The organism is Microbacterium lacus (genome assembly GCF_044794305.1).
Classification (GTDB): Bacteria; Actinomycetota; Actinomycetes; order Actinomycetales; family Microbacteriaceae; genus Microbacterium; species Microbacterium lacus_B.
Genome location: NZ_CP084996.1, coordinates 2,647,869 through 2,661,997 on the forward strand (window position 1 = coordinate 2,647,869; position 14,129 = coordinate 2,661,997).

Annotated in this window: 13 protein-coding genes; 7 read left to right on the plus strand and 6 right to left on the minus strand. The window is 64.1% G+C overall.

Annotated features, from left to right (window positions below; genetic code table 11):
- Nucleotides 1-22 precede the first annotated feature (22 nt).
- Both LG299_RS12620 and LG299_RS12625 read left to right on the plus strand, forming a co-directional pair.
- Entirely contained in the window at nucleotides 23-658 is a 636-nt protein-coding gene (locus tag LG299_RS12620) for a hypothetical protein (RefSeq protein ID WP_404430745.1), read from the plus strand.
- 261 nt (nucleotides 659-919) lie between these two features.
- The gene (locus tag LG299_RS12625; RefSeq protein WP_404430747.1) at nucleotides 920-3,253 is read left to right on the plus strand and encodes a hypothetical protein; all 2,334 of its coding nucleotides are present in this window, start codon (nucleotides 920-922) and stop codon (nucleotides 3,251-3,253) included.
- Between the two features lie 107 nt (nucleotides 3,254-3,360).
- On the opposite strand, the gene LG299_RS12630 is transcribed toward LG299_RS12625, so the two are convergent.
- Complete coding sequence (locus LG299_RS12630; RefSeq protein WP_404430749.1) at nucleotides 3,361-3,702, minus strand: hypothetical protein; 342 nt, start codon at nucleotides 3,700-3,702, stop codon at nucleotides 3,361-3,363.
- Nucleotides 3,703-3,837: 135 nt separating this feature from the next.
- On the opposite strand from LG299_RS12630, the gene LG299_RS12635 reads away from it, so the two are divergent.
- The gene (locus LG299_RS12635; RefSeq protein WP_404430751.1) at nucleotides 3,838-4,104 is read left to right on the plus strand and encodes a hypothetical protein; all 267 of its coding nucleotides are present in this window, start codon (nucleotides 3,838-3,840) and stop codon (nucleotides 4,102-4,104) included.
- Nucleotides 4,105-4,123: 19 nt separating this feature from the next.
- Here LG299_RS12635 and LG299_RS12640 read toward each other — a convergent pair whose 3' ends face one another.
- The gene (locus tag LG299_RS12640; protein ID WP_404430753.1) at nucleotides 4,124-4,873 is read right to left on the minus strand and encodes a restriction endonuclease; all 750 of its coding nucleotides are present in this window, start codon (nucleotides 4,871-4,873) and stop codon (nucleotides 4,124-4,126) included.
- 90 nt (nucleotides 4,874-4,963) lie between these two features.
- On the opposite strand from LG299_RS12640, the gene LG299_RS12645 reads away from it, so the two are divergent.
- Nucleotides 4,964-6,370 (plus strand): tyrosine-type recombinase/integrase, encoded by a 1,407-nt coding sequence (locus LG299_RS12645; RefSeq protein WP_404430755.1) that lies wholly within the window; start codon nucleotides 4,964-4,966, stop codon nucleotides 6,368-6,370.
- Between the two features lie 690 nt (nucleotides 6,371-7,060).
- Nucleotides 7,061-7,282, plus strand: a complete 222-nt coding sequence (locus LG299_RS12650; RefSeq protein WP_404430757.1) for an amphi-Trp domain-containing protein — start codon at nucleotides 7,061-7,063, stop codon at nucleotides 7,280-7,282.
- A gap of 500 nt (nucleotides 7,283-7,782) precedes the next feature.
- Here the strand turns inward: LG299_RS12650 and LG299_RS12655 are convergent, their stop codons facing one another.
- The 4 genes from LG299_RS12655 to LG299_RS12670 form a co-directional block, all read right to left on the minus strand.
- On the minus strand, nucleotides 7,783-7,923 hold the full coding sequence (locus LG299_RS12655; RefSeq protein WP_404430759.1) for a hypothetical protein: 141 nt from the start codon (nucleotides 7,921-7,923) through the stop codon (nucleotides 7,783-7,785).
- 301 nt (nucleotides 7,924-8,224) lie between these two features.
- Entirely contained in the window at nucleotides 8,225-8,407 is a 183-nt protein-coding gene (locus LG299_RS12660) for a hypothetical protein (RefSeq protein ID WP_404430761.1), read from the minus strand.
- A 320-nt stretch (nucleotides 8,408-8,727) separates the two neighbouring features.
- Complete coding sequence (locus LG299_RS12665; protein WP_404430763.1) at nucleotides 8,728-8,985, minus strand: hypothetical protein; 258 nt, start codon at nucleotides 8,983-8,985, stop codon at nucleotides 8,728-8,730.
- A 464-nt stretch (nucleotides 8,986-9,449) separates the two neighbouring features.
- A complete protein-coding gene (locus tag LG299_RS12670) occupies nucleotides 9,450-10,553 on the minus strand; it encodes a helix-turn-helix domain-containing protein (RefSeq protein ID WP_404430765.1) in 1,104 nt (367 codons plus the stop codon).
- Nucleotides 10,554-10,860: 307 nt separating this feature from the next.
- Here LG299_RS12670 and LG299_RS12675 point away from each other — a divergent pair, with 307 nt between their 5' ends.
- Nucleotides 10,861-11,145, plus strand: a complete 285-nt coding sequence (locus LG299_RS12675; protein WP_404430767.1) for a hypothetical protein — start codon at nucleotides 10,861-10,863, stop codon at nucleotides 11,143-11,145.
- A gap of 299 nt (nucleotides 11,146-11,444) precedes the next feature.
- A complete protein-coding gene (locus LG299_RS12680) occupies nucleotides 11,445-14,096 on the plus strand; it encodes a SpaA isopeptide-forming pilin-related protein (RefSeq protein ID WP_404430769.1) in 2,652 nt (883 codons plus the stop codon).
- Nucleotides 14,097-14,129 lie beyond the last annotated feature (33 nt).

Here is a 14,129-nt window from a genome sequence, read left to right on the forward strand (position 1 = left end):
GGTGAAGAAGAAGGAGCACGAGATGAAGGCTTTCAAGATGAACCGGCAGGGCATGATCGCGGTCGGCGTGCTTGCGTCACTAGCCTGCGGGATCGTGGCGACCGCGATGGTCGCATCGTCGGGTGCGCCCACGGCGACCGTTGCTACCGAGGTGTCGGCCGCGCCGACACCAGCTCGCACGCCAGGGCTTCCTGCGCCCGTTGTCGCTGACCGGCTCGATCGGGTGCCCGTCGTTGCGGCGCCGGTTGGGGAGGCTCCTATCGTCGAGACTCCCGTCACCGAGGCGCCCGTCGTGGAGACGCCCGCCGCGGGTGACACCACGCCGCCTCCGTCAGGGAATGGTGGCTCGAAGTCCGCGCCGGCCGCTCCCGCCCCCGCTCCGGCACCCGTGGCTCCGGCACCGGCGCCGGTTGCCCCTGCGCCCGCGCCAGCACCCGTCGCACCCGCGCCTGCCCCTGCGCCACCAGCACCGCCCGCACCCGCAACGGTGGTCACCAACGGCACCTGGGTGGAGATGAGTACGTGCAGCGCGCTGGGTGCCACGCCGTACGGATCGTGGACGGGGTCGCCTGGCGGGTCCGCGTCGCCTGGTTTCGGGTTCCCGTGGTCACACACGGGCGGCCCGCTCTCCTACACCTACTACGCGTGCGGGGACTGACTGCACCACCGCGCATGTGAGTGCGAGCGGCGGTCAGCCGGCAATCCTGACCGCCACTCCTCTTCCTTGCCGCAGGGGTGGTGCTGGTGAGGGTGTTGTCTCGATCTCCGCCCTCGCCCGCCGGCCGCTCCTCCGGCACCTGGCCCGTCTCCCTCTGGGGGAGGCGGGCCTTTTCTGTGCCCGGGACACGGCCTTGCCGCAGGGGTGGTGTGTGAGAGCGGTCTGCATTCGGTGGGCCGCGCTGACCGTCAGGAGAACGGCATGTCAGAGATTGAGAATCAAGTTCGAGCGCGAGGTGGCGGCACGCGCCATCGCTTCCGCGCGGCAGTGCAGAAGGCTGCCGCAACACTGGCCGTGCTCGCCTTCGCGGTGGCCGCCATGGTCGTGGCGACCGCCCCCGCACACGCAGCACCCGCAGGGCTCGGGTATGGCAACCCTGCCGATGACGCCCTGGGCTGGGTGGGATCGTACAACGTTGGCTCGCAGTACGCCTGGTGCGTGGAGCCCGGCATCGAGGCACCTCTGGCATCAACGGATGGTGGCACGCTCGTGGCGTCGTTCGTGAGTCGGTCCGAGCTCGCGGGTGACCGGGTGCTGACCGCTGATGACCTCGCGCGAATCAACGCGGTCACTTCGACATTCGGCCCGACACAGACCGCGGTCGAGCACGCCGCCCTCTACTTCGTGGTTCAGGCGATCGCTAACCCGGGCGGACTGCAGGCTGATGTTGAAGCCCGCGGCTACTCGGGCGCCTTTGACTTGAGCGCGTTCGCCAACTGGCGCTTGTTCTCTATGCCTGGCGCTGGCCCCGCGGCCGCCGCCGAAGTCGGGCAGCGTGCAGAGGAAATCTATGCCTGGGCGATGACACAGTCCGCAGGTCCGTCGGTTGTCCCCGCGGGTCAGCTCGTTTTCGATGTCACCGGCGAGGACCACTCCTCAGGCACCGTGACCGCGGTTGCGAACACTGTCTCGACGGGAACGATCACGCTGACCGGCGCCATTTTCACGGCGACAGGCACAAGCACGCTTGCGGGCGCCGCCCTCGATACCCCGTATGCGATCACAGCGATCGCTCCGGAGGACGGGCCGATGCACGTCTCGGGGGAGGCGCTCTTTGGTAGCACGGCCGGCGGCGGGTGGATGGCGAGCGTTTACGCCTACGCATCCAACGGACAGCAGATCGTGGCCGCAGGTGCGGGTGTCGCAACCTCGGCGTTCACAATGACGGGCGAGGATCCGTTCCAGCGTGAGCCGTTTTTCGAGCCCGTCGTAGCGACGTCCGCGTCAACGTATGTCCGGCCGGGTGAGCCGTTCGTTGACGCTGTCAGCTTCGGTGTTGCAGAGGGGTCTGATGCGTGGGTTCAGTCCAGCAACGGATACCGGCAAATCACTGCGCAGGGCATGGTCTACGGCCCATTCGCCACACACCCGGCAGAGTCCGACGCCGTCCCAGCAGACGCACCAATCGCGGGAACGGCGACAGTGACTTCGAGCCTCACCAACCCGGCTGAGGCGGTGACCGCAACGAGCGATCAGGTCGCATCCGCGTCCGGTTTCTACACGTGGGTGTGGACGATCAACGCCGCCGATCAGGGTCCCATCACTCAGCTGTATCTCCCTGACGGCTACGCGTATCAGGATCGCTTCGGTCAGGTCGTGGAGACTTCGCTTGTCGGCCCTACGGTCACGACGCAGGCGCAGCCGGGCGCGAAGCCGGGCGCGTCGATCAGCGACACCGCGATCGTCGAGGGCTCCCTGCCAACCGGCGGTGCTGAGCTCAGCTTCGACGCATACCGTGTCCCCGTTGTGCAGGATGCCGCTATCGGTGCGTGGGTGACCGCCACACCAGAGGGCACGGAACCTGGCGACCTGTCCTGGGTGTGCACGGACGCGAACCGTGTCTGGTCCTCGGAGTCGCAGTTGATCACGACAGCGGGCGAGTACAGCTCGGGCCCGTCGACCCCGGTGGAGGCGGGGACTCACCTGTGGGTGGAGCGTCTCGTGACGCTTGATGGTCACGTGCTCGCTGAGGGTATCTGTGGCATCCCGAACGAAACCACATTCGTGCTCGATGTGACGACGGTGGCGCAGTCCAGAGACCTGACGTCGGCGACCCCGACGCTGTGGGACACCGCGCGGATCACCGGAGCAGTCCCTGAGGGTGCAACCGTCGTGTTCGAGGCGTTCCGCGGTGAGAGTGTGGAGGCAGCGTGCGCCACGACGCCGATCTTCACCTCAGAGCCTGTGGTCCTCACCGCTGGGTTCTACGACAGCGTCGCGCCGCTGGAGGTCGCCTCGTCGACGTTCCAGGCCGCACCGCTCGATAGTGGCACAGTCGTCACATGGGTCGAAACGACCCGTGACGCGGACGGCCGGATCATCAGCAAGGGTGCGTGCGGTGAGCCGTCTGAGACGGTGCTGGTGGCTCGTACTGCAGCTGTGGTCGCGGTTGTCGCCACTGGTGGGTTCAACATGGCCCCGATCGTGATCGCGGCGGGCGGTATCGCGGGGCTCAGTGTGATCGCTCTTGCCGTCATGTTGCTCGCACGCCGCCGCGCCGCTGTGCGTGAGGAGGTAGCCGTCACAAGCGAGTGACCCGCTAGACCTGGGAGCCCGGTAGCCCATTGCGGCGCCGGGCTCCTTTGGCGTTCGGACCTGAAGGAGGGCCTGGCGGCTCGGCCGCCAGGCCCCTGACGCGATCCTCAGTTGTAGCGCAAGACCATGAAGATCTGATGCTCAAGGTCGGAAGCAATGACCGACTCGCGACGGGCGATCGACTCCTCCCTCAGCTTCGAAAGGTCCGCGTCAGCCCGCACGGGGAGGCTTTCAGGGTTCTCACGAAACTCGCTGATCCGCTTCCTGTCGACGCTCCCGTCGAGGCCCCACAGGACCGCGAGACGCTGCGTGCGGTTCAGCTCTGGAAGTTCGCGCTTCATCCCTTCCCAAGGCTCATCCCCACCGCTAACGAGGTCGACGGCGAGACCGAAGTGGTCAACCTTCGCGGCCAGCTTCCGGGCCACCTTCTTCGCGACCTGCTTCTTCATGGTGACTTCCTGTCCGGGTCATTGCCCGTTCTAGCGAGACCCGGCCAGCCTCTGATTATTTAGTCCCTGACTGGGACATTAGAAGCGTAGCATCAATTGTCCCGAATGGGGACAATTGATGCTAGAATCGTCGGCATGGATGAGAACGGGTTGCGAGACGCGCTCGCTGCCGCTGACCTGCAAGGGCTGCCGGAGCTGGCCGCCGCCCTCGGAATCAAGTACGAGACGCTGCGAAAACGAGTTCAACGCGGCGACCCAACAATTGAGGCGGCCGTTATCTGGATTGGCGGACCACAGTGGACCGCCACACAGGTGGAACGCATGCGAGAAACCGTTGAGCGCAATCCCCGTCGTGGCCGCCCACCAGCCAAACAGGACAGCGCGGCGGGAGCCGGTGAGTGAACGATCTAAATCGGACGAGCTACGTCGTCGACTTTGCCTGCGACGTACGCGCCTGCAGTTCGAACGCTCGATAGTTGTCGCCGAGCAGTTCGACCAGTCGAACGATCAGGCGCTCAACTCGCCCGACTTTCTGAAACAGCTCGGTGAGTTGCCCGACTGTTTCACCGTTGAGCTCAACAGCACGATTGTGCATTTCCTCGACCGTGCGCGACAGCTCATTGAGGTCAGTGCCCGCTACGAGGCGTGGGTCGGCGCGCCATGTCGCCACTTTCTCTGCAAGCCGCGCTTCAGCTCGCGGGATCATGTCCGCGACTCGTTGTCCGTAGACATTCAGTGAGTCCACGAACTCGTCGTACGCCAAGGTGCCGTCGCCCTGTGGAAGATCGAAGTAGCCGGTTTCTTGTAGCTTGCGCGCCTCTGACGACCATTGCCCGATAGAGCCATCTGGTGTGTACGAGAACAGCGCGACTTCTGCTTCCTCGGCCACAGCAACAGCAGCGCGCGTGTATCCGGAGAGGCTGTAGAAGACGGCCGTCACTCTGCGGGGGCTGGCGATACCTGCAAGTTGTTGCACGCTGGGCGCGCCGACCGGGGCCGTATGAAACTTCACCTGGGCGATCCCATTGCGTGCAAGGACATCGATCCCTCCATCGGCGCCTCGCGCAGTGGTCGTGGCGTCGATGAATCCGATCTCGCGCATGTGTTCGGCCGCGAGTAGCTCGGCCGCCTGCCAAGTGTCGATCGCTGCGGGTTCTTCGAGGGGAGTCATGGGGCGAGCATAGTGAGCCAGGTCGACACGTCGACGGCTTCCGACGTACGCGCATGTGGAAGATAGGCTCGCGGCGGGGAGAGCGAGAGCATGGAGATCGAGAGCGACGCGGCGTGGGGTGACGTGCACGATTTGCGCGCACGAAACCGGCACGGGCGCTACGTTGCCAGGGTCTACAAACATGTCGATGGGCAACGGTCGCAGGTAACCGCGACTGGTCGCACGCGTGCGGAAGCGCGGGCTGCGCTCGAAGCGAAGATGCGCGCCGCGGACGGCACGGGCATCACCACAATGGATGAGCTTTTCGACGTGTACGCGGAAGCCGCCACCGCCCGCGGGCGCCCCAAACCGAAGACGATCCTCGTGTACCGCGAAACCTATAACCGGCATGTGCGGCCAGCGCTTGGTCAGATGGATCCACGGTCGCTGACGCGTGCACGTGTGAACGCGTTGCTGACGCAGGTGACGGGAATGGCGCGGCACGTTGACACCTGTCTCCGCGTGGTCCTCGATGAGGCCGTCATGCGCGGGATCATCGAAAGCAACCCGGCGCGCGGAGCGTTCGTCCACAAAACCAAAACGCTTCGCCCCACAGCACTATCACCGGAAATCATCGAGCGAATGCAGGCTGCGATGGTTGCTGAGGCCGACCGGCTCGCGAGGCTTGACCGCCACCCACGCACAACACTCGATGTTTTCGTACTCATGCGGGACACCGGCCTACGGCTTGGTGAAGCGCTCGCGTTGCGCGCCTGCGACTACGACCCCAGCACCGGCAGGGTGACCGTTGCGGGCACGATCACCGAGCAAGTAACCGAGGCCGGTCGGCAGACTTCGTGGCGGCAGCCGTCAGGTAAGACGGACGCGGCCTTTCGTACACTCACGCTCCCGCTCGCCAGCAACGACGACGGCCTCTACGCGCGCACGATCCTTGCTGAGCGGCGTGACGTTGCGCTCACGGCCGGTGGGATGGAAGCCCCGCTGTTCCCCGCTCGCGGTGGTGGGTTCCTGCGAACGGCGTCGCTGCACAGGCGTTGGCGGCGGGCCCTTGAATTGCACGATCCTGACCTACTGGGCACAAACCCGCACCTGCTTAGACACACGGTGGCGACCCATACTGTCCGAGCGAGTGTGAAGCAGCACGGCTATTTTGAGGGCCTTGAGAGAGCAAGGCTCCAGCTGGGTCACTCCTCCATTCAGCCTCTGCGCTCATACCTCGACCGCACGGATTTCCCGGTGGATAATTCTCAGGTGCTCAGTGAGCTCAATCCTCAGAGAACTGTGGACGCACGACTGGCCGCAGCAGTGGGGGAGACCGCCGCGAAGCACGGTTGCCGGGCGGAAGCGTTGGGCGGTGCTGACGCGCGTGTGTTCGTGATCCGCCCAGAAACTGTCGGTGATGAGGTTGGGATTGCAGCGGCAATCCTGGCCATCGGTGAGAGGTTCGCCGGCACCGTGGAAGCCCTCCACCCGGACGACGGACGCGTACCGTTCTAGGTCACTCAAAAGGTCACTCACTTGCGGCCCATAGACCGGTTCACAGGTCGAAGAAACCCCGGAAAATCAAGGGTTTTGCTGGTTGGGACGTTCACCCCTACCGTGGGTTCAAATCCCACCGTCACCGCCATAAATCCCTGATCAGGGCGCATTTCTGAGTTCCATTGAATGGAAATAGGAAAGAACGCTCACGACGTGTATCCCGGCGAGGGGCAGAACACGGCGTCTTTCCGCGGGTTTGGGGAACTGGCGCGTGAGCAAGCGCTGAGTAGGGGCATCTTTCCCGATCCTTGCTCACGGGGCGGTTGGCGGCTGGGCGCTTCGCTCTACGAAACCCCGGCATCACGGGCATTCGCCGCGAAATCTGCCGTGTGAATCGGCCCCACCGCAGGTCCGAACGCCCGGCGCGTCGGGGCGTGGTTTTGGTGGGACATCCGTGCGAACAGCCCTGCCATCGAGCGCGTGAAGCCGCCTTCGGCGGTGGCCGGTCAGGAGTTCGGTGGTGTTGTGGCGCTGGTGAGCCGGACGAGGTGTGTTGCTTCCTCTGCGCCGGGCCCGAGGCGCGCCCTATCAACCGAAACCGGCGTCGCACCGACATCACCGGTTGCCTGAAGGCACGTCCGAATCAATCCGACCGTGCGCCAGTTGGAATTGCCGCTACGGTCGAGAAAACGACACCAGGAGGACACTATGGACTTGTTCGCCATCGCCGACTCGCAGCGCATGAGCCGCGAGGAGGCAGCCGCGAAGCTCCACTCGCTCGCCGACGCCTTGGCCAAGAACAACTCGGTCGAGTTCGAGCGCGAGGGACGGCGCATCACCGTGCGAATCCCCAACGAGGTCAACTTCAAGGTAGAAGTGGAGCTCGGAGACGAGGGCGATAACGAACTGGAGGTCGAGCTCACCTGGTGACATCCGGCGGACTGTGTCGTGGCCACGGTCAACCTCATCAACGTCCCGGTCTGGCCGGCCGCTGAGCTCACGTTCGCTTCACCGGACCTTCTCGGGCGATTGGCGCGGCAACGTTGCGGCCGGCGTAGTCGGCACCGGTTGCCATGTATGTCGGGTTGCCGTGAACTGACTCACAACCCAGCCTGGCAAAGAGGGTTCGACCCTTATCGGGTTGCCGATGACGCACGGGACCCGCGGAATGCCGCGGATCCTGTGCGTTGGGCGCGTCGTACCACGGGTGCGTATTTACTTGTGGGTCTCGGCCCCACCATCACCGCAGCATGATCCGCTGAGCCAAACGAACCGAGCCCGCCGTGGTCAAATTGTCGCCGGCTTCGGACCGTGGGCCTACTCGACGGAGGCTGTGTGGGGTGACCGGGGAAGCCCGGGTTCGTCGGCAGGTGCTCGTCGAGCGATCGTCGGCGGTGCATGTGCCCACAAGTGCTGCTCAGTCACAGCCTTCACATTTCGAGGATCTCGAGCACTTCAATCTCGATGGTTCCGCCCCAGGGCGATGGGTGATCGGCCAGCGTCGAGGTCGGGTCGGCCGTCTGCTCCGCAGCGCTGACGGACGAACGGTCCAGCACCAGATCTTTGCTCAAGTCTTGCTCCTTGACCGGTGGATCTGCGCCGATGACATCGCCGACGCAACTAGAGAGACGTCGTCACGAACGAATAGTGACGCGACCGGGTTGCGCGCGTTCCCGGGGCACGCGCGGTCCAATCGGATAAGATCGTCAGCGCGGTCCGTCCAACACGCGGTTCCACTCGCAATCCATTGGATCGCTGAACTGAGCTCATGCACTAACTCGCCCCGAACAGAGACACCGGTTCTCGGTCTGACGATCGTCGAGCGGCGGCGACGTGACGCCGCCGCTCGAGCGATGAGCAGGCGTCGTCTTCTTATTCCTTGCCGATTGCTCCGTCGATCCTCTCCCGGACGTCGTCGATCTTCGCGTCCAACTCGTCCGGCGCGAGCTGCTTCGCCAAGTTTGCGCCAGCGTCGAGCACATTGTCGCTGATGTCTTCGCCCTGGTCGCTGTTCAGGAAGTTCTTTCCCTGCCCAATCAAGTCTTCAATACCCATGTGTTGCTCCATTGCATCTACATGCGGGCAGTGTGCCCGCGCATTAAGGGACGTCCGCGCCAGCGGAAAATGACGGGGGTTCTCAGATGGTGAGGAGAACCGTAAGCACGAGTTTGTGGTGGGGCGTCATAATCCGCGCGCTCAGGGCTCTCCCCAAGTGAGGGTGGACAGAGCGCTCTCCGGATCCCACCTCGGGGGAGGGACGGGATCTGCGCCGTTCCGTGGCTGGTTCCGTTGGCCACGGGACGGCGACTCTTGGGCTGGACGCGCGGGTCTCTGCGGTGCGTCACAACGATCGAGAGCTGTCGCGGTGCCCGCGCTTATGAAGTCAACGCACCAGCCCGAGCGGGATCGACCGGGTTGATGGAGACAATCGGGATGTTCAGGTCTGCGCAGAAGGCGATCAGCCCCAACAGCTGAGACTGGTCGACAATCTTCGCGGTGATACTCGTAAAGCCCGCGTCTTTAGAGATCACTTCGTACGCGCCCAATGCAGACTTGAGCGCCGGACCCAAACTGCCGCGAACCACGATCTCGGTGAGATTTGGGCCGTTGCTCTGCCACAGATCGCTCGCCACTTGCGTCCTCCCCGCCTCGGAGGGTCACGACCGCTCTGCTCATGACCGCCCATTGTCTCGATGCGCGCACCGATCCGCGTGGTGCAAGTGCGCTCAATATGAGGACTGTCCCGGACGGCAAATCGTGACGGCACCCCGAGTCGGATAATCGGTGGCCAGCGTCGCCGTGACACTCGCCCCGACCGCCGTACCGACCCCGGGGACGTGTGACATCAACCCGGGGTCGGCGGTCGAGATCGACCGTGGCCCCGAAGCCACGGGCGACCTGTAGATCGACCAGCCTGCGCCAGGGCGACAGGCAAGCAGGAACTTAGTCCGCTGGATACGCGCCTTGGGGCACGCCCGACCACAGCGGCGCGTTCGAGGATGAACACGACACGTGATGTCAGCGATGACACTCCACGCGCGGTCGAATGGCACTCCATACGCACCGCACGAGGTCCGGATCGAGGGTGCCCTCGTGGTCAGTCTGGTTTCTTCTGCTCGCCGGTCAGAAGCATCGCCTCCGCGGGTGCTCTTCGAAGAAAGTGGACACGACGGAACTCGGTCGGACTCAATCCGAAGTGGCGGCGGAAATGGGCTCGGAGCGAAGCCGCGTCCACGAAGCCCGCGGCGCGCGCGAGAGTGTCTCCATCTCGCTCCTGTGTGTCGAGGATCAGAGCCCGCGCCGTTTCGAGGCGACGTCGCAGCAACGTCTCTCGCAGGGACGGCTTCTCGTCGCTGAAGTATCGATAAAGCTGTCGGCGGCTGATGTGAAGCTCAGCTGCGATGTCGTCGATTCCGAAGGTCGGGTCCGCGTGGCGTACCTCGATGAGTTGAGCTACCTGAATCCGCATTTCGCCAGCGCGGCTGATCGCGTCGTCACAGGTCTCCAGTTGCTGAAGCGCAGCTTTGACGAGTCCGAGAAGCATCCGCTCCGCTTCGGTTTCCTCCCTGTTCGGCAAGCGGGGGCTACGGAGCAACTCCATGAGTAGCCGGGGGAAGGTACTACTTATTGTGCGGATCAGGGGCGTGTCGGGAAACAGGTCAACGCCGACTGCGAGGCGGTCCGTGTGCGCGGACAGGAGATCGACCGGCACAACGACACCCGTTGTCTCTGTGAGACCTACGTGTTCCACGACCGACGGCGCGAGGGTTGACATGAATCCTGTTCGCCCGACGCTCATCCGTTGCACTGCGCCACGACGACACAGTCGCTGCCCGCCCAGCCCCACCGTTCCAATGATGACGATGTCGCGCTGGCTGCTCGCACTGCCCGGATCGAGGGTTACCGTGTGGGCCGTTTCCAGCGTGCTGAACAGCATGAGCTCACCCACCTGCTGGCGAATCAAGTTCGCACGAAAGCGCTGCGGGTCTGCGCAGTCCATGACGCCGAGGTTGGAGAGTTGATGCATACCCTCCGTTCCCGTCAGGCGTACCACGGCATCGGCAAACCACTCCGAAGGTTCGCTGCCGCCCGAACCGCCGATGCTGGCGCACTCCAACCGCCCCTGCCAGGACCCGAGCTCGGCGTTGTACTTGCGCGTGAGTAGGTCAGCCTGTCGTCCCGATGCGTCGTCAGTGCTCACCCCAGTCCCTTCGTCGCCCAGCCGCCGCCGCGCGTTGTCCTGTCGAATGCATGCGTAGCAGCGCGGGATGCTACTTCCCCTGCTTTGCGGAGGGCTCGGCCGCTACTCTCATGACCTTCGTAGAGCGGTTTCATGACGCTGCCGCAAATAAACAGCCGTCCTCTTTGCCCCATGTGCGTCATGAACGGCGTGTTTTCGCGTCTAGCTCATCGGGTGCATGCATCAGCTGCCCCGGATCTTTCGCGCTCCGTTTGCCAGCCGCGCCGAAATGGGCCGGGAAACGCGCGCCACTTTGACAATTCAGGAAGTGACCTTCGTGGAAACAGGCACGCGCATCGACGGCGCACTCTCAGTGACAGTGGAGCAGCGCATCGCCCTCGCCATGGTCGCCGAGCGTCGTGTGAGGTTCTGGTTGAGCGTTCCCTTCAACCTGCGGTCCGGCTATTTCATTGATGACGTTCCGGCGACCACAGACGAGCATCGTGTGTACGAGCAACTGCGAAGCGCGGGACTTATTCGGATTGAGCTGAAGGTCTTGCCGTTCAACTACCTCGTCCTCACAAGCGCGGGCACTGACGCGCTGCGTTGGTGACGGACGCCCCTCGGCAGAGTCCGGGAGGGACCCGCCTCTCCCGATCCTCGTCTGCCCAAACAGCAACAACTGAGGTGAAAGCGAGCGCCTCGACCCCGTAGCGCGACGAGTCTCAAAGTTTTTTTTGGGGCCGCGTCACGTTTTGGCCAAAGATCCAATCTCTTCTAGTGCAAGCAACTTTTCCGGCTGTCTGGACCCCGAACCCGACAGTCGGACACCGAGTGGAAGCCCCCGAAGGCTGCACACCCGGTTCCGTCAGAACCATCTGACGTCCGTGTCAAACAGGATGGGAACACCGCATGAGCCAGCGTTCAGGCCGTCGGTCGACGTGGAAGCGCGTCAGCTTCTCCGAGCGGATCCGCCGCACGCGCCTTCGGCGCGCGATTACGGGAAGTGCGGCAGCGATCGCATTGCTGGCCTGCGCGATGCTTGCTCCCGCGGCATTCGTGGCTTCAGCGACTGTTCCCGGGATGCCTGGGACTCCGCAGCCCGGAACACCGGTATACACCGAGACGTTCTCGAATCAGAGCGCGACCGTGGGTGCGATCGACATCCGCACCTACACGGGTGGACCGGCTGCCGCAAACTCGACCTACACCGCCGATCCCGACTGGACGCCAGACGCCGACCAGTGCAACGGCTGGATCATGGGATACAACACTCTTGTAGTGCCCTCGGACGCCGCCGATAGTGGCTGCTCCCGAGATCCAGACGAGGGCAAGGAGTGGAGACTTCTTCGCGACATGGCCGCTGCCCTGGGTATCGCACAGGGGCAGACGACGACGCAGTCGCTGACGAACCAGGTGCTCACCGCCTACACGAACTCGTCGGATGCGACCGTCAATCCCGGAACGCAGTTCCGGACCGTGAACACCATCCCGGCGATCGCCGGCCACTATTACGCGGTCTCGGCGTACTTCGCCGCAATCAACTGCCCGGCGAATAGCGGAAACAGCCAGCCGAGTGAGACGTTCAAGCTCATCGTCAACGGCACCGATGTCACCCTGAGCACCGGTCTCAACCCCTGTGTGAACCCGACCCATCCGAACCCTGACCCCGTCGACGGTGACTGGCCCTGGAAGGCACAGATCTCCAAGCTGCAGTCGGCGGCGTACATGATTCCGATGGGAACGACGGCGAACCTCGGCCTTGCGCTCGAAAACGCGCAGTTTCGCGGCAACGGTAACGACGTCGCCTTCGACCTTCCGCAGATCGTCGATGTCACGCCGCAGCTCGACAAGGCGTTCAACCCGACGCTGATCCTGAACAACACCAGCACGTTGGCGAACAACACCGATGGCAGTGTCGCGAACAACTCGTACTCGACCATGACGTTGACCGTTACCAACACCAACGACCTGATGGCGAAGTACGACTGGTTCATCACTGACGCGCTGCCGGCGAACCTCGTGATCGCGCCGACTCCCAACATCGGCGGCACGTGTGCTCAGGCGCCCGGCACCAAGCCGGGCGGCGGCAACGACCCCTACATCGTGACGGCTCCCGCCGGCGGTACCACTGTCAGCGTCACGGGCGGCGACCTCGCCCTCGGCCAGGCATCCTGCACGATCACGGTCGACGTGACGAGCGCGGTCGACGGCACCTACATCAACGGCCCGGCGAACATCACGACCAACCTCAACCCTCCGTCGAACGCACAGCTCGAGGTAATCAACCCCTCGATCGACATCGTGAAGACCGTGGATGCCGTCACTCCCAAGACGGTCGATCCGGAGAACCCAAACCCCACCACCTTCAGCGAGGTGGGCGACATCGTGACGTACAAGTTCGTGCTGACGAACACGACGCCCATGGGCCCGACGAACACGGTTGCCGCCACGACCCTCACCAACGTGACGCTCACCGAAGACGCGTTCTCCGGCTTCGGCGACATGGGCGCGTTCACCTGCACCCCGACGCAGCCCGCCACGCTCGTGAGCGGCGCGACGATGACGTGCTACGCGGACTACGTCGTGCAGCAAGCCGATCTCGACGCCGGTGAACTGACGAACACGGCGCGTGCCACCGGAACGACGGCGCTCAACATTCCCGTGACCGACGACGACCCGGCGGACATCGAGTCGGTTCAGACGCCGGAGATCGTTCTCGACAAGGACATCCACGAGATCGTCGATGTCGATGCCGACGGCGTCACCGGACTGGGCGACGAGATCTGGTACAGCTTCGTGATCACGAACACGGGCAACGTCACGGTGAGCAACCTGGTGGTCAGCGACCCCATGCTCGCGGGCCTGGGCATCACGATCACCTGCGATGTGACGACGATCTCCCCGCTTGCCCCCGGCAACGTGGCGACCTGCTACTCAGACACGGCATACATCGTCACTCAGGCCGACGTCGACGCCACCAAGGTCGACAACGTCGCTACTGCGAGTGGTACTGACCCCGAAGGCGGTGTGGTTCCTTCGAACCCCGACAACACGTCGACCCCGATCTCCCTGTTCCGCATTCCGCTGCAGATTGAGAAGCTCGGCGAGGACGTCAACGGCGACTGGGTGCGCATGGATGGCTCGTCTTGGGCGATTCTCGACGACGTCGATGGCGAGCCGGGCGCTCCAATAGTGCCTGACCCGGCGATCGTTGACGACGGCAACGGCTTCTTCACAATCGCCGCGATCCCGGCCGGGGTCTATTGGCTCGAAGAGCTGACGGCGCCTGACGGGTTCAGCCTGCTCGCACAGCCGGTCCAGTTCACGATCAACCCCGACCGCACAGTGTCCATCACCCAGAACGGCGGTGGAGCGGTCACGGCCGCCGGTCAGCTGATCACCGTGCGCGATGTGCCTGCGCTGGTCATGCCGGCTACTGGCGGCTCGGGTGTTCTTCCCTATCTCATCGGCGGCGCAGGGCTCATCGCCCTCAGCGTCGGCCTGATGTTCCTCGTCCGACGCCGTACCGGACGCGCGGAGGTGCAACACAAAGAGACGTGAGCGCCTTCTCTCATCCGCAGTCAATTCCTACCC

What these genes read in the sequence shown, in the direction of transcription:
- LG299_RS12680 (WP_404430769.1), top strand. Translation starts at nt 11,445, where the DNA reads ATGAGCCAGCGTTCAGGCCGTCGGTCGACGTGGAAGCGCGTCAGCTTC.
- LG299_RS12625 (WP_404430747.1), top strand. Translation starts at nt 920, where the DNA reads ATGTCAGAGATTGAGAATCAAGTTCGAGCGCGAGGTGGCGGCACGCGC.
- LG299_RS12620 (WP_404430745.1), top strand. Translation starts at nt 23, where the DNA reads ATGAAGGCTTTCAAGATGAACCGGCAGGGCATGATCGCGGTCGGCGTG.
- LG299_RS12645 (WP_404430755.1), top strand. Translation starts at nt 4,964, where the DNA reads ATGGAGATCGAGAGCGACGCGGCGTGGGGTGACGTGCACGATTTGCGC.
- LG299_RS12630 (WP_404430749.1), bottom strand. Translation starts at nt 3,702, where the DNA reads ATGAAGAAGCAGGTCGCGAAGAAGGTGGCCCGGAAGCTGGCCGCGAAG.
- LG299_RS12650 (WP_404430757.1), top strand. Translation starts at nt 7,061, where the DNA reads ATGGACTTGTTCGCCATCGCCGACTCGCAGCGCATGAGCCGCGAGGAG.
- LG299_RS12640 (WP_404430753.1), bottom strand. Translation starts at nt 4,873, where the DNA reads ATGACTCCCCTCGAAGAACCCGCAGCGATCGACACTTGGCAGGCGGCC.
- LG299_RS12660 (WP_404430761.1), bottom strand. Translation starts at nt 8,407, where the DNA reads ATGGGTATTGAAGACTTGATTGGGCAGGGAAAGAACTTCCTGAACAGC.
- LG299_RS12635 (WP_404430751.1), top strand. Translation starts at nt 3,838, where the DNA reads ATGGATGAGAACGGGTTGCGAGACGCGCTCGCTGCCGCTGACCTGCAA.